The sequence below is a fragment of the Tumebacillus lacus genome (assembly GCF_026410385.1).
GTDB classification, from domain to species: Bacteria; Bacillota; Bacilli; order Tumebacillales; family Tumebacillaceae; genus Tumebacillus; species Tumebacillus lacus.
Map to the genome: position 1 here is coordinate 233,405 of NZ_JAPMLT010000001.1, position 21,687 is coordinate 255,091.

The window sequence follows — 21,687 nt, forward strand, 5'->3', positions numbered from 1 at the left end:
CGGAAAAGAAAAGGGGTTGAACGTTTTGGAGGATTGGTATCTCGAATATCACATCCACAAAAACCGCCCGGGTCTGCTCGGCGACGTCGCGTCGCTCCTGGGTATGCTCTCGATCAACATCTTGACCGTGAGCGGGGTGGAGGATAAAAATCGCGGCTTTCTCCTGCAGACGGATGATCGCCAAAAGATCCCCGCGCTGCGTTCGATGCTGCGCAAAGTGGAGAACATCACCGTCACTGCACTACGCCAGCCGACGCTGATCGATCGCTTGGCTTTGCGTCACGGAGTGTTCATTCAACGAGAGTGTTCGGAAGAGAACACGAAAACGTATAAATTTACCAGAGACCAATTGGGAATCCTTGTCGATTTTTTGGGGGAATTACTAAAAAAGGAAGGCAATCAGGTCATCGGGATTCGAGGGATGCCGCGCGTCGGCAAAACGGAGTCGGTCGTCGCAGCCAGCGTCTATGCGAACAAACGCTGGTCGTTTGTGTCTTCGACGCTGTTGCGTCAGACGATCCGCTATCGGCTGGAAGAAGATGAGATGGCGACCGAGAACATGGTCTACATCATCGACGGCATCGTCTCGACACTGCGCTCCAACGAGCAGCATCATTCGCTGGTGCGCGAGATCATGCGCTTGGACGCTCCGAAGGTGATCGAGCACCCGGACATCTTTGTGCGTGAGACCGAGTTCGGTTGGGAGCATTTCGACCGCATTATCGAACTGCGCCACAACCCGGATGAGGAGATCTCGTACCAGATGATCACGACCGGATTCTCATCCTTCGATATCAGTTAACCAAAGTCAGCCATGTCTTCGAAGGAGGTATGTTCGTGCAAGAGATCGGAAACGAGCTGAAACGACTGCGTGAACAAAAGGGCTGCTCCCTTGAGGAAGTGCAACAGGCGACCAAGATCCGCAGCCGGTATCTGGAAGCGATCGAAGAGGGCGACCTGTCCGCACTTCCCGGGATGGTCTATGCGCGCGGTTTCATCAAGAGCTACGCCGAATATCTGGGCGTGAACGGGCAGGAACTGCTCGAACAACACGGCTTGGCGGCAGACGTGCAGTCGCCGCCGCCGGAAGAGATGCGCAGCACTCGCGTCAAAAAGGAGCGGGAGGCGAGCCTGACCAATGCTCGTCCGTCGCTGCTCGGGTCGCGCGCGTTTCCGCAGATCGTCGCGGTGGTCGCCGTCGTGGCGGTGCTGGCGATCGGCTACGGCGTGATCGTGAGCAACAACCAGACGGAGGACACAGAGAGCAAGTCGCAGGAAACGGCCAAGACAGAGGCGGAGGGTCAACCGGCTGCTCCTCTGGAGACCGCGCCGGCACCGGCTCAGACACCTGCGCCCGCGCCGGCGCAGCAGCCCGCTCCGGAACCGCCCAAGCCAAAGACCACGGTCGAGCAATCGGCAAAGACGAACAACAGCACCACCTACGCCGTCACGACCACAGGGCCGATGTCGATGCAGTTGGCTGCAACGTCCGACTGCTGGATCCAAGTGACGGCCGACGGCAAGATCATCGAGACCGGCACCGTCAAGGCGGGCGAGACCCGCACGTGGCAGGCGAACCAAAACATCGCCGTCCTCACCGGCAACTCGAAAGGTGTCACGATGAAGATCAACGATCAGAACGTGGCGTTTGAACCGCAACTGCGCGGTTACACCTACGCGTTCCACATCAAACCGTAACCTCCCGCAAGTCACACCTCAATTGGCAGTCCTCGGGGTCGGTGCTGTGCAAGACAGCCCGATCTACCGGTTTGGATCATCCGGCGGTCTGCGCCGGAAGTGTCCAGGCTTGATCACGCCCATGCCGATCCCGAGCCGCGCTGTCTCCTCGTCGATCACCTCCAGCAACAGTCTGAGACCTGACCTCTCCAGCGTTTCAAAGATCGTCCACAGCGTATAAAATTCGTCCCGAGCCGAGACGATGGTCGGATCTTTGTGCAGATGATCGATCCACGTCGCACCGGGCATCTCCTCCCAGAGATCATCGCCATAGGCGAGTCGATAGAGATCGCGAAGCCCGAATGGCAGGCGCAACGCCGCAAAGTAGATCTGCAATTGATAAAGCGCCCGTGCCAGTCTAATTTGTTCTTGACCCTTCATAGAGACCTCCTTCTAGATAGCGGGTAAATAATTCTTGTGCCTCCGCCAACAGCGCGGCGAGCAAAAAACAGTGTTGGACTTCATAGCCCTTCCATGTGTAGGCGATGGAGAAATCCAGACTGTTTTTTTGTTGTTTGACGATGCGAACGCTGTGCCGTCGCAGTTCCCGCTTGCGTTCGCCGATGAGGGTGAGCAGCCGGGCATGCACGCCTTTCAACCACATTTGATAACTGTGAGCCAGCCGCAGGGTGAGGTTGTTTTGCAACGCCGCCAAGTCCGACTCGATCTGTTGGCGAAGCACGTGCATCACCAGCACGCTCTTGACGCAGGTGAGAGGGTCGAACGACGCGTCCATCTCGAATCAAGCTCCTTTCACGCGAAATGCGAACACACGAACGCGCGAACGTTTGTTCCTGTCGAATGTATGTTCGTATTCTAACACCGACATCGAACAATTAAAAGTGCGGAGTCGAATTTTTTTGGTGTCATTTTTTGGTGTTTATTTTTGGCGCAGACGGGTAAGGAATGGTATAATTGTCAGCGTACATACGGGCAAGAGGAGGTTGTCAGACAATGGCAAAAGATGCATCTTTTGATATCGTCAGCAAGATCGACATGCAAGAGCTGGACAACGCGGTCAATCAGGCGGTCAAGGAAATGACCGGCCGCTTTGACTTTAAAAACAGCAAGAGCTCCATCGAACTGGGCGAGAATGAAATCAAGCTCGCTTCTGACGACGAAGGCAAACTGCGCAGCGTCATCGATATCCTGCAGAGCAAATTGATCAAGCGCGGGCTTTCGCTCAAATCGCTCGATCTCGGCAAGGTTGAACCGGCATCGGGCGGCACCGTGCGTCAGGTCGCCAAACTGCGCCAAGGGATCGATCAAGACAACGCGAAAAAGATCGTAAAGATCATCAAAGATTCGAAACTCAAAGTGCAGGCGGCTGTGCAAGGCGATCAAGTCCGCGTCACAGGCAAGAGCCGTGACGACCTGCAAGCGGTGATCGCGCTCCTGCGCGATGCCGACCTGAGCGTCGATCTGCAATACACCAACTATCGCTAATCGCAGGTTCCACCCCCGGTGGAACCTTTCTTAGGTTTTGACACCCTGTCCGCCGTTCGTTTATACTTGTGGTACGTATGCAGAGTTTCAGCTAGAAGGGATATAGATAAAGTGACTACAAACACCGAAAAAGAAAACGCAAAAAAGATACACTTCGTGACCCTTGGTTGTGAAAAAAATCTCGTGGACTCGGAAGTGATGATGGGCATCGCCCAAGGCGAGGCCTACACCATCGTGGAAAATCCGGAAGACGCGGACGTCGTTGTCGTCAACACCTGCGGCTTCATCGACACCGCCAAAGCGGAGTCGGTCGAGACGATCCTGACCATGGCACAGCTCAAAGAGACGGCAAACGTCAAATCGGTGCTCGTCGCTGGCTGCATGGCGCAGCGTTACAAAGACGAACTGATGGACGAGATCCCGGAGATCGACGGCATCGTCGGCACCCAGGACTTCATCCGCATCACCGACCTCGTCGAAGAGTCGCTGACCGGCTCCCGTCCGCGCTATTTCTCCGCAGACAACCCGGTCTATCTGTATGATGAGGCGACCCCGCGCGTTCACACCTCGGGCAACATCTCAGCCTACATCAAGATCGCAGAGGGCTGCAATCACGCTTGCACGTTCTGCATCATCCCGACCATGCGCGGTAAATTGCGCAGCCGTTCGATCGAATCGATCGTCACCGAGGCGCAAGGGCTGGTCGATCAAGGCGTCAAGGAACTGATCCTGATCGCGCAAGACACCACCGACTACGGCATCGACATCTATAAAGAGCGTCGTCTGGCCGATCTGTTGCGTGCCCTGAACGAAGTGGAAGGCCAGTTCTGGATCCGTCTTCACTACGCGTACCCGGGCTTCTTCACCGACGAGGTGATCACCGCCATCGCCGAGTGCGACAAAGTGGCGAAGTATATCGACATGCCGTTGCAGCATTCCGAAGACAAAATCCTCAAATCGATGCAGCGCCCAGGCCATCAGGCAGGCGTCCGCAAGTTGGTCAAAAAGATCCGCGAGCGCGTGCCGAACGTCGCGCTGCGCACGTCGATCATCGTCGGGTTCCCCGGTGAGACCGATGAGGACTTCGAGAACCTGTGCAACTTTGTCCGCGACCTCGAGTTCGATCACATCGGCGTCTTCACCTATTCGCCGGAAGAAGGCACACCGTCCGCCGAGTTTGGCGAGCAGGTGCCGGAAGCGGTCAAGGAACGCCGTCACAACATCTTGATGGAAGTCGCCCGTGAAGTGGCGTCTGCCCGTCAGGCGCGCCACGTCGGCGAAGTGCTCGACGTGCTGATCGAGAAGTTCGACGAAGAGGATGAAAAGATCCGCGTCGGCCGCACGCAGTTTGACGCTCGCGACATCGACGGGCTGGTCTTCGTGGCGAACAGCGATGCGAACGTTGGCGACATGATCAAGGTTCGCGTCACGCACGCTTACGACTTCGACCTCTCGGGGGAGGCTGTCTAGTTTGAAGTTCAATCTGGCTAACCGCATCACCTTAGCCAGGATCTCGTTGGTTCCCATCGTGATGTTTTTCTTGTTGGTCCGTTTAAATCTGGGGAAGTTTACGGTGCTCGGTCATACGCTGGTCGTCTCTGATCTGATCGCAGCCCTGATCTTCATCATCGCCTCGGCGACAGACGGGCTGGACGGATATATCGCGAGAAGCCGCAAGATGGTGACCAATTTTGGGAAATTCCTGGACCCGCTGGCTGATAAATTGCTGATTTCCGCTGTTCTGATCTCCTTGGTGGAGATGGGACGGCTCGACGCTTGGGTGGCGATCGTGATCATCTCCCGCGAGTTTGCTGTGACCGGACTGCGCGCCGTCGCAGCGGCGGGCGGGATCGTCATCGCAGCGAGCAAGTGGGGCAAATGGAAGACCACGTTCCAGATCATCGCCGTGGCGGTGCTCGTGCTGAACAACTTCCCGTTTGCCATTCTGGGCATTCCGTTTGATTTGATCATGGTGTATACGATGGTCGTGATCACCGTTTGGTCGGGGATCGATTATTTTGTCAAAAACAAACACGCGATTCAAGAAGTGTAAGCGTCGTTAGATTGTCTTTGCGGTAGCCGGAGAGCTGAAGTTCCCCGGCTACCATTTTTTCAAAAGGAGCGGATGCGGGGATGATCGCAGAAATTCTGGCTGTGGGCACCGAATTGCTGATGGGACAGATCGCCAACACGAACGCGCAATATCTGTCGACGCGGATGGCGGAGATCGGCGTTTCCGTTTACCACCACACGGTCGTGGGGGATAATCTGGACAGGGCAAAAGCGGCGCTTTCCTTGGCCAAAGAGCGCGGGGCGGACATCGTGTTGATCTCCGGTGGCCTCGGTCCGACGCAAGACGACATCACACGTGACGTTGTCGCTTCGTGTCTTGGAAAGTCGATGAATATATCAGATGAAATCGTTGAACATATTCGGAGCCTTTTTACATATCGTGGACGTGAGATGCCTGAAAACAACAAGCGGCAGGCGATGGTGATCGAAGGCGCGACTGTGCTGGAAAATCCGCGCGGCACGGCACCGGGGCAGTATGTGGCAGGGGATGGCGTTCATTATTTCCTGCTGCCGGGACCGCCGACTGAGTTGAAGCCGATGTACGAAGAACAAGTGTTGCCGATCCTGCGCCGGCTGCAGGGCGAGGAAAACCTCGTCTTTGCCTCTCGTTACCTGCGCACCTACGGTATCGGCGAATCGGCGATGGAGATCAAGATCCAGGACATCGTCGACAGCCAGACCAACCCCACGGTGGCGCCTTATGCGTCAGAGGGTGAAGCGATGATTCGCTTGACGGCGAGCGCCGCCACCGAAGCGGAGGCGCAGGCGTTGATCACGCCGGTCGAAACGGCGATCCGCGAGCGGATCGGAAAGTACATCTATGGCGTGGATGACGAGACGCTCCCGGTGAAGGTCGGCAAACTGCTGCGGGCGAAAGGGCAGACGATGGCCACGGCGGAGAGCTGCACCGGCGGGATGATCGCGACGATGATCACCGACGTGCCCGGCTGTTCGGACATTTTTTGGGGCAGCGTGGTCTCGTATCATAATGACGTGAAACACGGCGTGCTCGGCGTGGAAGAGTCGGTGCTGCGCGAACACGGGGCGGTCAGCTCCCAATGCGCGCGGCAGATGGCGGAAGGAGCGCGCCGGACGACGGGAGCCGATTGGGCGGTCTCCGTCACCGGCATCGCAGGACCTGGGGGCGGCACCAAAGAAAAGCCGGTCGGTCTGGTCTTTGTCGGCGTTGCCGGTCCGAACGGGACGACGGTGGAGGAGTATCATCTGCGAGGCGACCGCCACCAGTTCCGTCTGCGCACCGCCAAAGTGGCTCTGTACGATCTGATGCAACGCATTCAGAACGATAGCGAAAGGTGATTGGTGACCGAATGACGACTTTTCTCGATCTGAATTTGAATAAAAAGATTCAACAGGCAATCAGCGAAATGGGCTTTGAGGAGCCGTCGCCGATTCAGGTGCAATGCATTCCGAAGGTGCTGGCGGGCGGCGATGTGATCGGTCAGGCGCAGACCGGCACCGGCAAGACGGCCGCCTTCGGGATTCCTTTGATCGAACTGGCGGCGGTGGGCAAAGGCGTGCAGTCTTTGATCCTCACCCCGACCCGTGAGCTGGCGATCCAAGTCGCAGGCGAACTGCGCAAGATCGCCAAGTACAAAAAAGTCCGCGCCCTGCCGATCTACGGCGGCCAACCGATACAAAGTCAGATCCGGGCGCTGCAGCAGGGCGTGCAGGTGGTGATCGGTACGCCGGGCCGGGTGCTTGACCACCTGCGCCGTGGCACGCTCAAGCTCGACAAGCTGCGCACGATCGTCCTCGACGAAGCGGATGAGATGCTGGACATGGGCTTCATCGAAGACATCGAAGCGATCCTCAAAGAGGCTCCTGATGAGCGGCAGACGCTGCTCTTTTCGGCGACGATGCCGCCGGAGGTCAAACGCCTTTCCGTGCGGTACATGAAAGACCCGGAGAGCGTCACCATCGACCGGGGCGAGATGACGGTGCCGCTGATCGAGCAGGTCTATTACAAAGTGCTGGAGCGCACCAAGTTGGAGAGCCTGTGCCGAGTGATCGACAGCGAAGAGGTGGAGCTTGGCATCATCTTCTGCCGCACCAAGCGCGGTGTCGATGAGTTGACCGACGCCCTGATCTCGCGCGGCTATCTGGCGGACGGTCTGCACGGCGACCTGTCCCAGGCGCAGCGCGACCGGGTCATGAAAAAGTTCCGCACGAGCGACATCGAGATCTTGATCGCAACGGACGTCGCCGCCCGCGGCATCGACGTGGAAAACGTCACGCACGTCATCAACTACGACGTGCCGCAGGACCCGGAGTCCTATGTCCATCGCATCGGCCGCACGGGGCGTGCGGGACGGGCGGGCCTCGCGCTGACGTTGGTCACGCCGCCTGATTTCAAGATGCTCAAGCTGATCGAGCGCGTGACCAAAGCGCAGATCGAAGCGCGGGAAGTGCCGACGCTCGCCGACGTTGCGGAGCGTCAGTCCGAGATGTGGCGCGAGCGCCTCGTGCGCACCGTCCAAGACGGCAAGTTGGCGATGTACCGGGCGATCCTCGCCGGGCTCGTCGACGAGATCGACCCGCTCGATCTGGCGGCCGCCGCTCTCAAACTGGCGAGCGGTGAAGACTTTGAACCGGCATCCGACTCGGAGTACAACTGGGGTGAGACCGGCGGTGCGCCGGGCATGGTGCGCTTCTTTGTCAACATCGGCCGCAGCGCCAAGATCGGTCCGTCCGATCTGGTCAAGCTGATCGCCGACGAAGCGGGCATCCCGAGCAATGCCATCGGCAAGATCGACATCTTCGATAAATTTACGTTTGTCGAAGTACAGGAAGAGTCGGCGCCGTTTGTTTTTGAAGCACTGCGCAAGTCGCGGATCAACGGCTCCCGGATCAACCTCGAACCGGCCCGCCCCCGCGAACGGGCCAAACGATAAACGCATCCCGAAATGCCCCTGTGTAAAACAGGGGCATTTTCTTGCGAACAAACGTTTGCTTTTCTGCCGCTCCTGAGGTATGATAGGAGCAGGGATTTGGAGAAACAACAGCGAATCTTTTTGATTCGTAGAACGTATACAGGGGAGAGTGCAGAAAATTGGCTACTGACCGCAAAGCAGCTCTCGATATGGCACTGCGCCAGATCGAAAAACAGTTCGGAAAAGGCTCTGTCATGAAGCTCGGTGAGGCGGCTTCCTCGATGAACGTGGAAGTCATCCCGTCCGGCTCTCTGGCTTTGGATATCGCATTGGGTGTCGGCGGCTACCCGAAAGGCCGCATCATCGAAGTGTACGGCCCGGAATCTTCCGGTAAGACGACCGTCACCCTGCACGCGATCGCAGAAGTGCAACGCGCAGGCGGCCAAGCGGCGTTCATCGACGCCGAGCATGCTCTCGATCCGACCTATGCGGCGGCGTTGGGCGTCAACATCGACGACCTGCTGATCGCGCAGCCGGACACCGGCGAACAAGCGCTGGAGATCGCCGAGGCGCTCGTTCGCTCCGGTGCGGTCGATATCATCGTCGTCGACTCCGTCGCAGCCCTCGTGCCGAAAGCGGAGATCGAAGGGGACATGGGCGACTCGCACGTCGGTCTGCAGGCCCGCCTGATGTCGCAAGCGCTGCGCAAGCTCGCCGGCGTCATCAACAAATCGAAGACCATCGCGATCTTTATCAACCAGATCCGTGAAAAGGTCGGCGTCATGTTCGGCAACCCGGAGACGACCACCGGCGGCCGTGCGCTGAAGTTCTACTCCACCGTGCGCCTCGAAGTGCGCCGTGCGGAAGCGATCAAGCAAGGCAACGACGTGATGGGCAACCGGACCCGCATCAAAGTCGTGAAAAACAAAGTCGCGCCGCCGTTCCGCCAAGCGGAAGTCGACATCATGTTCGGCGAAGGCATCTCCCGTGAAGGCTCCCTCGTCGACATGGGCACCGACCTCGACATCGTCAACAAATCGGGCGCTTGGTACTCGTTCGAAGACGAGCGACTGGGCCAAGGCCGCGAAAACGCCAAGCAGTTCCTCAAAGACCACCCGGCCATCGCGCAAAAGGTGGAAAACCGCATTCGTGAATATCACAAAATCGGCAAGGCAGTCGCCGAAGAGTTCAAAGCGACGGCCGAGGAGATCGCCGATCAAGAAGACGATCTGGGAATCGGCCTGTTAGATGACTAAGCAGGAAGAACCAAAAGAAGCAGTGTCCTTCGAGGGCGGTCAATTGACCGCCCTTTTGACACAGAAAGGCAATCCGGACCGGGTCTCGCTGTTTCTCGACGGCAAGTTCCGGTTTGGCGTGTTCCGCGAGGTCGCCTACCATCACGGGATGAAAAAGGGGATGGACGTCACCTCCGAGCAACTGGAGGCGCTGTGGCGAGACGAGCAGGTGCTCAAGGCCCGTGACCTCGCCATCGGATACCTCGGGATGAAGGCGCGCACCGCCAAGCAGATCGCCGACTATCTGGCGGGCAAGGAATTCGAGGAAAAGGTGGTCGCGATGACCGTCGAATGGCTGGTCGAACGCCGCTACCTCGACGATGAGCTCTACGCCAAAGCTTGGGTGGAGAGCCGCATGCGCAGCAAGCCCCGCGGACGCGCCATGCTGCGCTGGGAACTGCAGCAAAAGGGGGTCGGCAGCGCGGAGATCTCCCGCGCGCTGGAGAGCCTCGACAGCGACGCACAGCTCGACGCTGCCATGCGTGCGTTGGAGAAAAAGATTGGACGCAAACAGTTGGCGTTCACCGCCGATGAAACGCGCAAGCTGGCGGCTCATCTGGCGCGGCGCGGCTTTTCGTCCGACGTGGTCTACGAGTCGATCCGCCGTTTCCGTGCTGGCTCCAATCTTGACAATGATTGACACAAACGATACAATATGAACTGCGTATACTAACAGCTTGATCGGTCTCACGTACGTAACTTTCGCCTACCGGGACCCCGTTGATTTGCTCAGATCAGAATAGAACTGAGCAAGGAGGCTCACTCCCATGGATCTTTTATTTCCGATACTCTTATCGGTGATCTTCTTGGTCGTCGGCGTAGTCGCCGGTTATCTGGTGCGCCGCAACATCGCGGAGGGCAAGATCGCCACCGCCGAATTGCGCGCCACCCAAATCGTAGAAGCTGCTGCCAAAGAAGCGGAAGCGAAGAAAAAGGAATCGGTGCTCGAAGCGAAAGAAGAGGTTCACAAGTTACGTTCCGAAGCTGAGAAAGATATCCGCGAGCGCCGCAACGAGATCCAGCGTCTCGAGCGCCGCCTGCTTCAAAAAGAAGAGACTCTCGACCGCAAGACCGAAGCGATCGAGAAGCGCGGAGATGCTCTATCGAATAAAGAACGTAGTATTGAAGAAGCGAAAGAGCGTATAGAGGCTCTTCTTCACGAACAAGTGTCCGAACTGGAGCGCATTTCCAGTCTGACCCGTGAGGAAGCCCGTCAGTTGATCCTGACGAACGTGGAAAATGAATGCCGCCATGAAGCGGCCATCATGATGAAAGAGATCGAGCAACAAGCAAAAGAAGAAGCAGAGAAAAAAGCGAAGGAAACGATCGCGACTGCCATTCAGCGTTGCGCAGCCGACCACGTAGCCGAGACCACCGTCTCCGTCGTGGCTCTGCCCAACGACGAGATGAAGGGCCGGATCATCGGCCGCGAAGGCCGCAACATCCGCGCGCTGGAGACGTTGACCGGCATCGACCTGATCATCGATGACACACCGGAAGCGGTTATTCTGTCCGGGTTTGACCCGGTTCGTCGGGAGATCGCCCGTCTCGCACTTGAAAAGCTTGTGGCCGATGGACGTATCCATCCGGCTCGCATTGAAGAGATGGTGGAAAAAGCTCGCCGCGAGATCGACGAGCGCATCCGCGAAGAAGGGGAACAAGCAACCTTCGAAACCGGGGTCCACGGAATCCATCCGGACCTCATCAAAGTCTTGGGTCGACTCAAATATCGTACAAGCTACGGTCAAAACGTCCTCAAGCACTCCATCGAAGTCGCCCATCTGGCCGGCCTCATGGCGGCTGAACTGGGTCTCGATGTACAACTTGCCAAACGTGCCGGTCTCGTGCATGACATCGGCAAGGCGATCACCCACGAAGTCGAAGGTTCGCATGTGGAGATCGGCGTTGACCTTGCAAAGAAATACAAGGAACACCCGGTCGTCATCAATGCCATTGGCGCGCATCACGGAGACATCGAGTTTACCTCGCCGATCTCCATGCTGGTCGCGGCAGCAGACGCTCTGTCGGCAGCCCGCCCCGGTGCTCGTCGTGAAACGCTTGACATCTATATCAAGCGTCTTGAAAAGTTGGAAGAAATCGCCGAGTCGTTTGACGGCGTGGAAAAGTCATATGCCATTCAGGCAGGACGTGAAGTACGGATCATCGTCAAACCTGAGCAAATTGACGACGCAGAATCGGTACGCGTTGCACGTGAGATATCCAAACGAATCGAGAGCGAACTCGATTACCCTGGACAAATCAAAGTTACGGTCATCCGGGAGACCCGAGCCGTCGAATACGCAAAATAAAGTAGCCATTCCGGCTGCTTTATTTTTTTCTCCTCCTGATTGTGAGACGGTTCGGTCAAATTTACCTGCAGGAATCTAAAACGCAAAGGGCGAAGTAGAGACACAAAACGGTCGTTTTCTATACTTTGTCGCAGAAGGTGTTGATTTGGTTGTCTAAAATGAGGGTGAAAGAGTCGCCGGGAACCTCTTTGGTCGTCTCTTTTTTGATACGCTATCCGGAGCTGTCATCGGTGAGGTTTTGCCCGGAAACGGAACGCCTCACATTTCGCATTTTCTTAAAAGGTATTGTAGAATTGACAAAGGAGCAGGCGTTTATCCAGTACGTCGAAACGTATGTGGCGGCATGCCGGGAACTGGAACCTTCTTTTGCAGACGCGGGCACGATCCGTTTTGAACGGTTCGAGGAGGGAGCGACGGCCCTGTGCTATGAGCAGCGCATCCAACAGCTCGATCTGCCGGAGGTGCGGCTGTTTATGGAACTGGCCCGGCAGTACTACGGGGACCTGTTCAGCGACGACAAGCTTTTGTCGCCGTATGAAGAGGAAGTGGCGGCCCAGGAAGAGGTCATCGAACGGATCTTGCAAAACAAAAACACCATTCGGGAAGAAAAGCCGATCGTCGGCTACCGTGAAGGCGGCCGCGTGTTCGTTTTCAATAGATAGGACGGGGGAACAGAAGTGCGCATTTTGTTTTTAGGAGACATCGTGGGACATCCTGGCAAGCAAGCGGTGGAGGCGTGGATGCCGAAATTGATCAAGCGTTATCGTCCCGACATCACCATCGCCAACGCGGAAAACGTCGCGCCGAACGGGCGTGGCATCACCGAGCGGCTGGCAGAAGCTCTGTTTGATGCAGAGGTTGATCTGCTGACGATGGGCAACCACACGTTCGACCAGCGCGACTCGCTGTCTTTCATCGGCAGCGACCGACGTGTTGTGCGACCGGCCAATTTCCCGCCCGGTGCGCCCGGTCAGGGCTACACCCTGTGCAAGGTCGGTCAAGAGCAGATCGCCGTCGTCAACCTGCTGGGACGCGCCTTGATGGGCGACTATGACGACCCGTTCCGCGAGGCGGACCGCATCTTGGCGGAGGTCGGCACGCAGACGTCGCACATCTTCGTCGACATGCACGCCGAGACGACGTCGGAAAAAGCGGCGATGGCCTACCATCTGGCCGGCCGCGTATCGGCCGTCGTCGGCACGCACACCCATGTGCAGACGGCAGATGAGCGCATCTTGCCGGGCGGCACCGCCTTTCTGACCGATGTCGGCATGTGCGGCCCGTATGACTCGATCATCGGCATGACCAAAGAGGGCGTGCTGCACAAATTCCGCACCCAACTCCCGACCCGCTTTGAAGTGGCACAAGGCGAAGGGCAACTGCACGGCGTCGTGATCGATACGAACGAACGCGGCCGCGCCGTCTCGATCGAACGCATTTCGATCACGCCGGATCGCCCGTTTGACAGTTGGTAAAGACCTGTTAGATCCAGTTCCGTTCTTTCTTTAGGTTGACGTGAGGGAATTTTGAGAAAATTAGATTCTTTATTGAAGGAATTATTTCGTATTGATCGAAATATAGATAAAGTGTCCTAGGCGATCTCACCTAAGCGATCCAACCTTAAAGGAGGAACTTGAAATGGATGTATTAAAGGTTTCAGCTAAATCGAATCCTAATTCTGTAGCAGGCGCACTAGCAGGGGTTCTTCGCGAACGAGGCAATGCTGAAATTCAAGCGATCGGCGCGGGCGCACTCAATCAAGCTGTCAAAGCGGTGGCGATCGCACGCGGCTTTGTAGCACCGAGCGGCGTAGACCTGATCTGCATTCCCGCGTTTACCGATATCATGATTGACGGAGAAGAACGTACGGCGATCAAACTGATCGTGGAACCGCGATAACATCGGTCTTTATCTTTGTATCTTTTCATAACAAGAGAGATGCTGCCTGTTTATCTGGGGATAAGCAGGTTTTTTTATTTGCGTTGTCGAAAGAGGTCGGAAAGAGATGGAGGGGACTCACTTGCTGCGCATTGACGGACACGCTGATATTTTGTATCGCATGGAAACAGAAAGTTTGGATTTTTACCAAGATACTCACACCCTGCATCTGAACTACAACCGCATCGTGCAAGGCGGCATCGATCTGCAGTTCTTTGTGCTCTGGCCGGGTTCCCGGATGACAGCGGCGGAGCAACTCAAATCGATCTTGGCGATGATCGACATGTTCTATGAAGACGTCTGCTCCTCAGGGAAGATCCGGCCGATCCTCTCCAAGCGCGACTTGGTGCACAACTTGGCCAACGGCCAGCGTTCCGGCCTGCTCTCCATCGAGGGTGGCGACTGCTTGCAAGGCGACATTCGCATCCTGCGCCGTCTGTACGCCCAAGGCGTGCGGGCGATGGGCCTGACCTGGAACCCGGGCAACTGCATCGCGAACGGGGTCAACGATCCGGAAGATCACGGTCTCACCGCGTTTGGCCGCGATGTTGTCGCCGAGATGAACCGACTCGGCATGGTCGTCGACGTGGCGCACGTTGCCGAAAAAGGCTTTTGGGACGTGATCGAAGTCGCCAACGCGCCGGTGATCAACTCGCATGCCAACGCGCGCGCCCTGTGCGACCATCGCCGCAACCTGACCGATGATCAGCTCAAAGCGGTGTTCCAAACCGGCGGCGTGGTCGGCGTGACCTTTGTCCCGCATTTTATCAAATCGGAAGGCGAAGTCGCTATCAACGATCTGATGTGCCACATCGACCGGATGTTGACCCTCGGAGGCGAGGATCATATCGGCATCGGTTCCGACTTTGACGGCATCGAGCGCACGCCGCTCGACCTGCGCCACGGCGGCGACCTGCCGCGTCTGGAAGAGGCGCTGGTCAAAGCATACGGCGACCGCGTCGCGAGCAAGATAATGGGTGCCAACTTCAAGCGCGTCTTGGAGAGCATCCTGCACGACTAGTCACGACTCATTCATGATTCGAAGTATCCAGATTCCCCGCAAAGGAGTCGATCCGTATATGCAGATCGCAGACTTGCACGCGCACACCACCGCCAGCGACGGGACCTTCACGCCTCGCGAATTGGTTCAGTTGGCGAAGCAAAACGGTCTGACGGCCGTCGCCGTCACCGACCACGACACCACCGACGGCCTCGCACAAGCCCAAGCGGCAGGCAGGGAAGTGGGCGTCGAGATCGTCCCCGGCATCGAATTGAGCACCGTGTTTGAAGGGCGGGAAGTCCATGTGCTGGGCTACTATTACGATCAGGAGCACGCGGGCCTTCGCGAGTTGATCGATAACATGCGCGAAGACCGTCTGACGCGCCTCGACCGGATGATCGGCAACTTGCAAAAGGCGGGCCTTGAGATCACCCGCGAAGAAGTGTTGGCGGAGGCGGCAGGCTCCGTCGGGCGTCCGCATTTTGCCCGCGTGCTGATCAAGAAAGGCTATGTGCAGGACATCCCCGAGGCGTTTGACCGCTATCTCGGCTCCGGCAAGATCGGCTATGTGCCGCGCTTGAAAGTCACACCGGAAGAAGCGGTGCAACTGATCGTCGCAGCGGGCGGTTGCCCGGTTGTCGCTCATCCGGGGCTGTTTGACAAAGACTATCTGTTCGACACGCTGGTGCCGCTCGGACTGGTCGGCCTTGAAGCGTACCACCCGGACCATTCGCCGGAAAAGAGGGAACACTACGCCGCGCTCGCAAAACGCCACGGTTTGCTCGCCACCGGCGGTTCCGATTTTCATGGCGGCGGGGCGGAGCATCGCGGTGATCTCGGCTCGGTGCACGTGCCGATGGAGATCGTGGAGCAACTCAAACAGAAATCCAAGATTCGTTAAGGCCGCCTGTTTTTACAGGCGGTCTTTCTTTGTAGCATGAGAGCGACGAGGGCACGCTACAAACAATCAAATTGTCGCTCTGTCACGACTTCGCTATAATGAGGGGGAGAATCTGGATGAGCATTCCTGTAGGGGTTTCTGCCCGTCACGTCCATGTCAGCCAAACGGATCTGGAAAAACTGTTTGGCACAGGTGCGGTCTTGCACCCGAAAAAAGACCTGTCGCAGCCCGGGCAGTATGCCGCCGACGAGACGGTCGACCTGCAAGGCCCGCGTGGCACGATCCCGCACGTACGCATCCTCGGTCCGGTCCGCCCGCATACGCAGGTGGAAGTGTCGAGAACGGATGCTTTTAAACTCGGCATCGACGCGCCGGTGCGCGAGTCGGGCGACATCGAAAACACACCAGGTCTGACCTTGGTCGGGCCGCAGGGCTCGGTGGAGCTGAAAAAAGGCGTGATCGTGGCGATGCGCCACATTCACCTGACTCCGGAAGATGCGCGGGCGCTCGGCGTTCATGACAAAGAGGAGATCGCCGTGCGTGCGGAAAGCGGCGACCGCAGCTTGATCTTTGACCATGTGGTGGCGCGGGTGAGCCCGTCGTTCAAGCTTGATTTTCATATCGATACGGACGAAGCCAACGCGGCCGGTTTGCAAACGGGTGATGAAGTGGACCTCGTGGAAATTGAAGATTTCCGAGGCAATGAGATTCCTCGCCCTGTTTCGACCGAAGCCGCTGTCGATTCGTCTCATTTTGTCAGTTAATTGGAGATGGCGAGGATGAGTTTTCAAGAGATCGGCGTACATGACATTCACAACCTACAGGAGCGGATCTTGATCGATGTGCGATCCCCCGGCGAATTTGCCGAAGGGACGATCCCCGGCGCGGTCAACGTGCCGCTGTTCACCGACGAAGAGCGGGCGATGATCGGCACGGTGTATAAAAGGGAGAGCCCGGCGGCGGCCAGACGACTGGCGATGCTGACCGTCTCGCCGAAGATCCCGCAGTTGGTCGAGCAGATGGAGCCGTTGCTGGCACAGGGCGAATTGGTGATCTTTTGCTGGCGGGGCGGGATGCGCAGCTTTGCCGCCTGCACGTTTATGGATCTGCTGAAATACCCGGTGCGGCGGCTGAAAGGCGGCTATCGCGCTTACCGCCAGATGGTCATTGACTATCTCGACGTGTACAAAGGCCTGACCGCGCCGTTGATCGTGCTGCACGGCATGACCGGGGTGGGGAAGACTCGCATCTTGCAACTGTTGCAGGAGCGGGGCCAGCAAGTGCTCGATCTGGAAGGCATGGCGAACCATCGCGGTTCGGTGTTTGGCGCGATCGGGCTCGGGGAGCCGCATAATCAAAAGACGTTCGACTCGCTGCTGTTCGAGGAGCTGCGCCTGCTCGATCCTTCCCGCCCCGTGTACATGGAAGCGGAGAGCCGTCGCATCGGCCGTTCGGTGATGCCGGAGTGGCTGGACCGGGACAAAAAAGCAGGTCTGCACGTATTGATCGAAGCTCCCATGAACAAGCGCGTGGACCGTCTGTTTGAAGACTATATCCCGCATCAAAACGAAGCGGTGCAGGCCGGCTTGGCAGAAGCGCTGTTATCCATTCAAAAGCGCATTCGCCGCGAAGACTTCGAGGAGATGCGGGACAAGCTGGAAAACAAGCGCTATGAGGAGTTTTGCGAGCAGATCCTCGGCCTGTATTACGACCCCAAGTACCGCCACAAACTGGCGAGCTACGACGGGGAGATCCTGACGGTCGACGCGACCGACCTTGATCGGGCGGTGGCGGAGTTGGAACGCCTCGGGGGGCAGTTGATCGAGCAGGGGGATCTCGCCGGTTACCGGCAGGGGCTGACAGAAGGTTTGAAGGAGAGAGGAGTTTTGTTGCCATGATGAAATTGCGCATTTTAGGCGAAACGGGCCCGTACCCGGCACCGGGGGGCGCGACCACCGGCTATTTGCTGTCCACGGAGGAAGGCAACGTGCTGATCGACTGCGGCAGCGCCGTCTTTGCGGAGATGACCCGACACATCGGCATCGCCGATCTGGACGCTGTGATCATCACGCATCACCATGCCGACCACGTGTCCGATATTCCGGTCCTGCGCTACGGGATCATGATCCAGCGCTTGCACGGCGGTCGCAAAGACCCGCTGACGATCTATGCCAACAAAGAACCGGCGGCCGATTTCCAAGAGCTGCCGTTCTTGGAACACGTCCAAGCGTCGCCGCTCGATGCCGAGACGGAGATCGAACTGTGCGGCATGAAATTTACGTTCGCCAACACCAAGCACGCGATCCCGTGTCTGGCCGTTTCGGCGGAATACAAAGGCAAGCGATTTGTCTTTTCCGGGGACTCCGGCCTGTCGGAAAGCTTGGAGCAGTTGGCAGCCGGGGCTGATTTTTTCCTGTGCGAGGCATCCTGGCTGCACAAGGACAAAGGCCCGGACCAGATCGGCCACCTCACCGCCAAAGAAGTCGGCGAGATCGGCAAGCGCGTCGGCGTCAAAACGTTATGCTTGACCCACATCTACCCGGATTACGACCGCTCGCTGCTCAAAGCGGAGGCCGAGGCGGAGTTTGGCCGCGACGTGCTGGTCGCGGAAAAAGGCGCTGTCTACGAGATCTGAGTCTCTTCATATAAAATACGGAAAAACCCGCGCTGTCCAACGAGACAGCGCGGGTTTTTCCATGCCGGGTACGGGACCAAAAAGGAGTGCGTCGAAAAATTACTCGCTGGCGTTGCCGATCTTGGCGTGCATCTGACGCTTGAGCGATTTGTGCGTGAAGTCGTTGTGGGTGTACTGACCCTGTTGCGACTTCATCTCTCTCGGCCGCGGACGTCCTTTCGGTTTGTAAAACTCGGTGGCGAACTCTTCGTGAGCAAAGTCGACTTTGTTCCGGAAGATATTCTTGTGGTTCGGCATCAGACCCATCCCCCTCCACCTAGAGTGCTGTACCCGCTGCTAGAATGCCCGTTTCACCGCCGCAACATACCGGTGGCGGCAGGAGTGCGCGATGCGATATAATGAAGGCATATCATTCGACAAATATTGAGGAATTTTTATGCCGCAGAAGCCGATGAGTTTGGCCCGTTTTTTTGGACGACTGCTAAAAGATTACAACGGCGGACCGCTGTCAGACGAGTTGGCGGTCCTGATCGACGACATGCCCAACCCTTTTTTGCTGACCGACGCGGCGGGGGTGTGTCAATATGTGAACCGCAACGCCGTCCTGTACACCGGCTACTCCAGTGAGGATCTGATCGGCAAACCGGTCCTGCAACTCGGCATTTCCTTTTACCGTTCACAAGATTTGACCGAGCAGGATCTGACGTACAAGAAAAAGACGGTTCGCACCGCGCCGATCTACGACCGATTTGGGGCTTTGCTCTCGATCCATCGCGAAATGGTGCCGCTGACCGGGGCGGACGGCGAGTCGCGCGGCACGATGACGATCGGGTATCCGATGCCAAGCGACGAGGAACAATCGATGATGACGATGCAGGACGCCGCGTTTTTAATTGACTCGATGAACTGCGGCATCATCATCGTCGACCGTGCAGGCGTGATCACGACCGTCAACGAGAGCTACCTGACGATGTTCGGCACGGCTCGTGAAGAAGTGATCGGTCGTTCCTTTCTTGAACTGTCGAAAGGCTATGACAGCTATCTGACGCGCACGTTGCAAGACGGGGTGGAGTACCATTCGGTGCAGAGCAACTTCCAAGGCCGCGTGTTTAACGTCAATACGAAATTGCTCCGCAGTGAGCGTGGGGTGTTGCTGGGCGCGACGACGATGTTTCAGGACATCACGCAGATGCTGCGCTTGGAAAAAATGTCGCTGATCGGCCAGATGGCGGCCGGATTTGCCCATGAGATTCGCAATCCGATGACGACGGTAAAAGGATTTATCCAAGTGCTGTTCGAGTCACCGGAGCGTGCGGGGGCCTACCGCTCGTTGGTGTTGGAGGAGCTCGACCGGATCAATCGCCTCGTCAACGACTTTCTGCTGGCGACCCGGCCGTCCTTTCCGGAGACGCAGCGCGTTCCGGTCAGCGGGGTGATCGCAGAGGCGATCGAATTTATGAAAAATGAAGCGGCGATGCGCAGCGTGGAGCTGGTCGCCGAACTGCCGGAGTCGTTGCCGTCGGTGGAGATCGATCGTGCGCAGATCAAACAGGTGCTGCTCAATCTGATCAAAAACGCGATGGAAGCGTTGTCAGGCGGGGGCGAGGTCCGCGTGCGAAGCAAGAGCTGCGGCGGGCAGGTGCGCATCGAGGTCTGCGACAACGGTCCGGGTATTCCAGAAGTGATCCTGACGCAGGTCGGTCAGCCGTTTTTCACCACCAAAGACACCGGCACCGGCCTTGGCCTCTCGATCTCGCGCCGCATCGTCGAGGCGCATCGCGGTACGTTGCAGATCGAAAGCGATGCGGGCGGGACGACGGTGACTGTGTATTTGCCTGCTTTGCCTTGAGGAGCCTGAATGACGAATCTGCCCGCAGACCGCTGTGTCTGCGGGTTTTCTTTTTGGCTATTTGTGGTACAGTGGGAGTCAGAGGACTTGTAAAAGAGACGTGGAGATGACCGGCAATGAAATCTGAGAATCGATGGAGCCGCGGATTGGAGACGGCAGGGATCGCGTTGGCCGGGGCTTTGCTGTTTGTTTGGAGCGGCATCCCGTTGCCGTGGCTCTTGGGGCCGCTTGCAGCCGTGATGGTGTACAGGCTGATGACGCGGCGGGACCTGTATTGGCCGAACGAGTTTCAGCAATTTGCTTTGATCGTGCTCGGCTATCTGCTCGGCCGCTCGTTCACTCGCGATACGGCGTGGCAGGTGGTGCATCAACTGCCGTCGATCTTTGTGGCGACGGTCGTGACGATTGGATTTTCGCTGTTTCTCGGCTATCTCGTCGCACGCGGCTCCAAAGTGGATGTGGAGAGCGCGATATTTGGCAGCGTGCCGGGCGGGCTGTCGCAGATGGCATTTCTCGCCCAGAGCTATCCGCAGGTTGACGTGACGGTGGTCACATTGATGCAGACGATCCGCTTGATCTCCATCGTGATGGTCGTGCCGTTTCTGACGGTGCACGGTCTCGCGGGCGGCGAGGTCGATCCGGCGGCAGGCGGGGCCGGGAGCTCGATCTGGGACATCTCGGCGTTACTCGGCTATCCGTGGTACAGCTACCTCGCGTATGCGGTGGCAGCGGTGCTCGGGGCGTGGGTGGGGAAGAAGGCGCGGATGCCGATCTCCTATCTGACCGGGCCGATGGCCGTGACCGCGCTGGTGGTGCTGTTGCTCGTGCCGGCCCCGCCGGTGCCGCCTTTGCTGTTGATCGTGCCGCAAGTGATGCTCGGCACGCATCTCGGACTGCTGATGAAGCCGCAGAGTGTCGGCAACGTGCGGGCGTTGACCTTGTACACACTGGTCGGCAGCGTGTGTTTGATCGGATTTTCACTGCTGGTCGGCTATGTGCTGTCGGCCGCGCACGGCGAATCGTTGGCGACCGGGTTTTTGAGCATCGCGCCCGGCGGCATGGCGGAGATGGGGGCGACGGCGGGGTTGGTGCAGGCTGACCTGTCGATCGTCTCGGGGTATCAATTTTTCCGGCTCTTCTTTATCATGTTCGGCATCCCGCCGCTGTTGAACTGGTGGATGAAGAGCAGAAGAAAGGGGATCGCAGCATGAGACGCAGTTTGCTTTTGATCGCGATGGCTGCCCTGCTCCTCGGCGGGTGCGCGCGCAGTGACAGTCCGCCGGCTCAGCAGGGCGGCATACACGCCGTGATCGAGACGACGCCCAAACAGCCGGTGGCGGGTGCTGAGACGACGTTTCGCGTCACCGTGACCAAACAGGAACGGGATGAGGAGATCGCCGGAGCGGACGTGGCGATGTATCTGGAAATGAAAGAGATGGATCACGGCGAAAACCGGGTCTCCCTCAACGAGACGGCAGAGCCGGGCGTCTACTCGGGCACCGGCACCTTCCCGATGGGCGGGATTTGGACAGCCCACGTCCGCGCCTCCGTCGCTGGCGAGACCCGGACGGCCAACGTCGAGCTGAAGGTCAAGGAATAGCACAGATGAAAAA

General features: G+C 57.9%; 24 protein-coding genes. 21 read left to right on the forward strand and 3 right to left on the reverse strand.

The genetic code is table 11. The features are described 5' to 3' along the window. Positions 1-25 precede the first annotated feature (25 nt). On the forward strand, positions 26-802 hold the full coding sequence (locus OS242_RS01265; RefSeq protein WP_267149839.1) for a DUF3388 domain-containing protein: 777 nt from the start codon (positions 26-28) through the stop codon (positions 800-802). Between the two features lie 35 nt (positions 803-837). Further along, positions 838-1,698, forward strand: a complete 861-nt coding sequence (locus OS242_RS01270) for a helix-turn-helix domain-containing protein (RefSeq protein WP_267149840.1) — start codon at positions 838-840, stop codon at positions 1,696-1,698. 63 nt (positions 1,699-1,761) lie between these two features. Here the strand turns inward: OS242_RS01270 and OS242_RS01275 are convergent, their stop codons facing one another. Both OS242_RS01275 and OS242_RS01280 read right to left on the reverse strand, forming a co-directional pair. Then, a complete protein-coding gene (locus OS242_RS01275; protein WP_267149841.1) occupies positions 1,762-2,118 on the reverse strand; it encodes a hypothetical protein in 357 nt (118 codons plus the stop codon). Further along, positions 2,096-2,473, reverse strand: a complete 378-nt coding sequence (locus OS242_RS01280; RefSeq protein WP_267149842.1) for a hypothetical protein — start codon at positions 2,471-2,473, stop codon at positions 2,096-2,098. The genes OS242_RS01275 and OS242_RS01280 overlap by 23 nt, the downstream gene beginning before the upstream one ends. A gap of 218 nt (positions 2,474-2,691) precedes the next feature. Between OS242_RS01280 and OS242_RS01285 the strand changes: the two genes are divergently transcribed. From OS242_RS01285 to OS242_RS01360, 16 genes are all read left to right on the forward strand, one after another. Further along, on the forward strand, positions 2,692-3,183 hold the full coding sequence (locus OS242_RS01285; protein ID WP_267149843.1) for a YajQ family cyclic di-GMP-binding protein: 492 nt from the start codon (positions 2,692-2,694) through the stop codon (positions 3,181-3,183). A 156-nt stretch (positions 3,184-3,339) separates the two neighbouring features. Next, positions 3,340-4,653, forward strand: a complete 1,314-nt coding sequence (gene rimO, locus OS242_RS01290) for a 30S ribosomal protein S12 methylthiotransferase RimO (protein ID WP_267149844.1) — start codon at positions 3,340-3,342, stop codon at positions 4,651-4,653. Between the two features lies 1 nt (position 4,654). Further along, a complete protein-coding gene (gene pgsA / locus OS242_RS01295) occupies positions 4,655-5,236 on the forward strand; it encodes a CDP-diacylglycerol--glycerol-3-phosphate 3-phosphatidyltransferase (RefSeq protein WP_267149845.1) in 582 nt (193 codons plus the stop codon). An 80-nt stretch (positions 5,237-5,316) separates the two neighbouring features. After that, complete coding sequence (locus OS242_RS01300; protein ID WP_267149846.1) at positions 5,317-6,573, forward strand: competence/damage-inducible protein A; 1,257 nt, start codon at positions 5,317-5,319, stop codon at positions 6,571-6,573. 11 nt (positions 6,574-6,584) lie between these two features. Beyond that, on the forward strand, positions 6,585-8,168 hold the full coding sequence (locus tag OS242_RS01305) for a DEAD/DEAH box helicase (protein WP_267149847.1): 1,584 nt from the start codon (positions 6,585-6,587) through the stop codon (positions 8,166-8,168). 188 nt (positions 8,169-8,356) lie between these two features. After that, positions 8,357-9,403: a recombinase RecA gene (recA, locus tag OS242_RS01310; RefSeq protein WP_407702074.1), complete on the forward strand. Its 1,047-nt coding sequence runs from the start codon at positions 8,357-8,359 to the stop codon at positions 9,401-9,403. Continuing rightward, the gene (locus OS242_RS01315) at positions 9,396-10,082 is read left to right on the forward strand and encodes a regulatory protein RecX (protein WP_267149849.1); all 687 of its coding nucleotides are present in this window, start codon (positions 9,396-9,398) and stop codon (positions 10,080-10,082) included. The genes recA and OS242_RS01315 overlap by 8 nt, the downstream gene beginning before the upstream one ends. A gap of 127 nt (positions 10,083-10,209) precedes the next feature. Continuing rightward, positions 10,210-11,751, forward strand: a complete 1,542-nt coding sequence (gene rny, locus OS242_RS01320; protein ID WP_267149850.1) for a ribonuclease Y — start codon at positions 10,210-10,212, stop codon at positions 11,749-11,751. Between the two features lie 293 nt (positions 11,752-12,044). Further along, positions 12,045-12,413 carry a hypothetical protein gene (locus tag OS242_RS01325; RefSeq protein WP_267149851.1) on the forward strand — a complete coding sequence of 123 codons (369 nt, stop codon included), beginning with the start codon at positions 12,045-12,047 and terminating at the stop codon, positions 12,411-12,413. A 15-nt stretch (positions 12,414-12,428) separates the two neighbouring features. Next, complete coding sequence (locus tag OS242_RS01330) at positions 12,429-13,226, forward strand: TIGR00282 family metallophosphoesterase (RefSeq protein ID WP_267149852.1); 798 nt, start codon at positions 12,429-12,431, stop codon at positions 13,224-13,226. Positions 13,227-13,389: 163 nt separating this feature from the next. Next, a complete protein-coding gene (gene spoVS, locus OS242_RS01335) occupies positions 13,390-13,650 on the forward strand; it encodes a stage V sporulation protein SpoVS (RefSeq protein ID WP_015758542.1) in 261 nt (86 codons plus the stop codon). Between the two features lie 106 nt (positions 13,651-13,756). Beyond that, entirely contained in the window at positions 13,757-14,710 is a 954-nt protein-coding gene (locus OS242_RS01340) for a dipeptidase (RefSeq protein ID WP_267149853.1), read from the forward strand. Positions 14,711-14,768: 58 nt separating this feature from the next. Next, positions 14,769-15,590, forward strand: a complete 822-nt coding sequence (locus tag OS242_RS01345; protein WP_267149854.1) for a PHP domain-containing protein — start codon at positions 14,769-14,771, stop codon at positions 15,588-15,590. Positions 15,591-15,706: 116 nt separating this feature from the next. Continuing rightward, on the forward strand, positions 15,707-16,354 hold the full coding sequence (gene pduL, locus OS242_RS01350; RefSeq protein ID WP_267149855.1) for a phosphate propanoyltransferase: 648 nt from the start codon (positions 15,707-15,709) through the stop codon (positions 16,352-16,354). 15 nt (positions 16,355-16,369) lie between these two features. After that, entirely contained in the window at positions 16,370-17,488 is a 1,119-nt protein-coding gene (mnmH, locus tag OS242_RS01355) for a tRNA 2-selenouridine(34) synthase MnmH (RefSeq protein ID WP_267149856.1), read from the forward strand. Further along, a complete protein-coding gene (locus OS242_RS01360) occupies positions 17,485-18,225 on the forward strand; it encodes an MBL fold metallo-hydrolase (protein ID WP_267149857.1) in 741 nt (246 codons plus the stop codon). The genes mnmH and OS242_RS01360 overlap by 4 nt, the downstream gene beginning before the upstream one ends. A gap of 99 nt (positions 18,226-18,324) precedes the next feature. Here OS242_RS01360 and OS242_RS01365 read toward each other — a convergent pair whose 3' ends face one another. Beyond that, positions 18,325-18,522 (reverse strand): hypothetical protein, encoded by a 198-nt coding sequence (locus OS242_RS01365; RefSeq protein ID WP_267149858.1) that lies wholly within the window; start codon positions 18,520-18,522, stop codon positions 18,325-18,327. 139 nt (positions 18,523-18,661) lie between these two features. Here OS242_RS01365 and OS242_RS01370 point away from each other — a divergent pair, with 139 nt between their 5' ends. From OS242_RS01370 to OS242_RS01380, 3 genes are all read left to right on the forward strand, one after another. Further along, on the forward strand, positions 18,662-20,074 hold the full coding sequence (locus tag OS242_RS01370; RefSeq protein WP_267149859.1) for a PAS domain-containing sensor histidine kinase: 1,413 nt from the start codon (positions 18,662-18,664) through the stop codon (positions 20,072-20,074). 116 nt (positions 20,075-20,190) lie between these two features. Then, complete coding sequence (locus OS242_RS01375; protein WP_267149860.1) at positions 20,191-21,285, forward strand: AbrB family transcriptional regulator; 1,095 nt, start codon at positions 20,191-20,193, stop codon at positions 21,283-21,285. Continuing rightward, entirely contained in the window at positions 21,282-21,674 is a 393-nt protein-coding gene (locus tag OS242_RS01380; protein ID WP_267149861.1) for a FixH family protein, read from the forward strand. The genes OS242_RS01375 and OS242_RS01380 overlap by 4 nt, the downstream gene beginning before the upstream one ends. Positions 21,675-21,687: the final 13 nt, after the last annotated feature.

Bases quoted from the DNA above. Each gene is read 5' to 3' on its own strand.
- OS242_RS01280 (WP_267149842.1), bottom strand. From the start codon at position 2,473: ATGGACGCGTCGTTCGACCCTCTCACCTGCGTCAAGAGCGTGCTGGTG.
- spoVS (WP_015758542.1), top strand. From the start codon at position 13,390: ATGGATGTATTAAAGGTTTCAGCTAAATCGAATCCTAATTCTGTAGCA.
- OS242_RS01360 (WP_267149857.1), top strand. From the start codon at position 17,485: ATGATGAAATTGCGCATTTTAGGCGAAACGGGCCCGTACCCGGCACCG.
- OS242_RS01315 (WP_267149849.1), top strand. From the start codon at position 9,396: ATGACTAAGCAGGAAGAACCAAAAGAAGCAGTGTCCTTCGAGGGCGGT.
- OS242_RS01345 (WP_267149854.1), top strand. From the start codon at position 14,769: ATGCAGATCGCAGACTTGCACGCGCACACCACCGCCAGCGACGGGACC.
- rny (WP_267149850.1), top strand. From the start codon at position 10,210: ATGGATCTTTTATTTCCGATACTCTTATCGGTGATCTTCTTGGTCGTC.
- mnmH (WP_267149856.1), top strand. From the start codon at position 16,370: ATGAGTTTTCAAGAGATCGGCGTACATGACATTCACAACCTACAGGAG.
- OS242_RS01380 (WP_267149861.1), top strand. From the start codon at position 21,282: ATGAGACGCAGTTTGCTTTTGATCGCGATGGCTGCCCTGCTCCTCGGC.
- OS242_RS01370 (WP_267149859.1), top strand. From the start codon at position 18,662: ATGCCGCAGAAGCCGATGAGTTTGGCCCGTTTTTTTGGACGACTGCTA.
- OS242_RS01340 (WP_267149853.1), top strand. From the start codon at position 13,757: ATGGAGGGGACTCACTTGCTGCGCATTGACGGACACGCTGATATTTTG.
- OS242_RS01375 (WP_267149860.1), top strand. From the start codon at position 20,191: ATGAAATCTGAGAATCGATGGAGCCGCGGATTGGAGACGGCAGGGATC.
- OS242_RS01285 (WP_267149843.1), top strand. From the start codon at position 2,692: ATGGCAAAAGATGCATCTTTTGATATCGTCAGCAAGATCGACATGCAA.
- OS242_RS01275 (WP_267149841.1), bottom strand. From the start codon at position 2,118: ATGAAGGGTCAAGAACAAATTAGACTGGCACGGGCGCTTTATCAATTG.
- OS242_RS01305 (WP_267149847.1), top strand. From the start codon at position 6,585: ATGACGACTTTTCTCGATCTGAATTTGAATAAAAAGATTCAACAGGCA.
- pduL (WP_267149855.1), top strand. From the start codon at position 15,707: ATGAGCATTCCTGTAGGGGTTTCTGCCCGTCACGTCCATGTCAGCCAA.
- recA (WP_407702074.1), top strand. From the start codon at position 8,357: ATGGCACTGCGCCAGATCGAAAAACAGTTCGGAAAAGGCTCTGTCATG.
- OS242_RS01365 (WP_267149858.1), bottom strand. From the start codon at position 18,522: ATGCCGAACCACAAGAATATCTTCCGGAACAAAGTCGACTTTGCTCAC.
- OS242_RS01300 (WP_267149846.1), top strand. From the start codon at position 5,317: ATGATCGCAGAAATTCTGGCTGTGGGCACCGAATTGCTGATGGGACAG.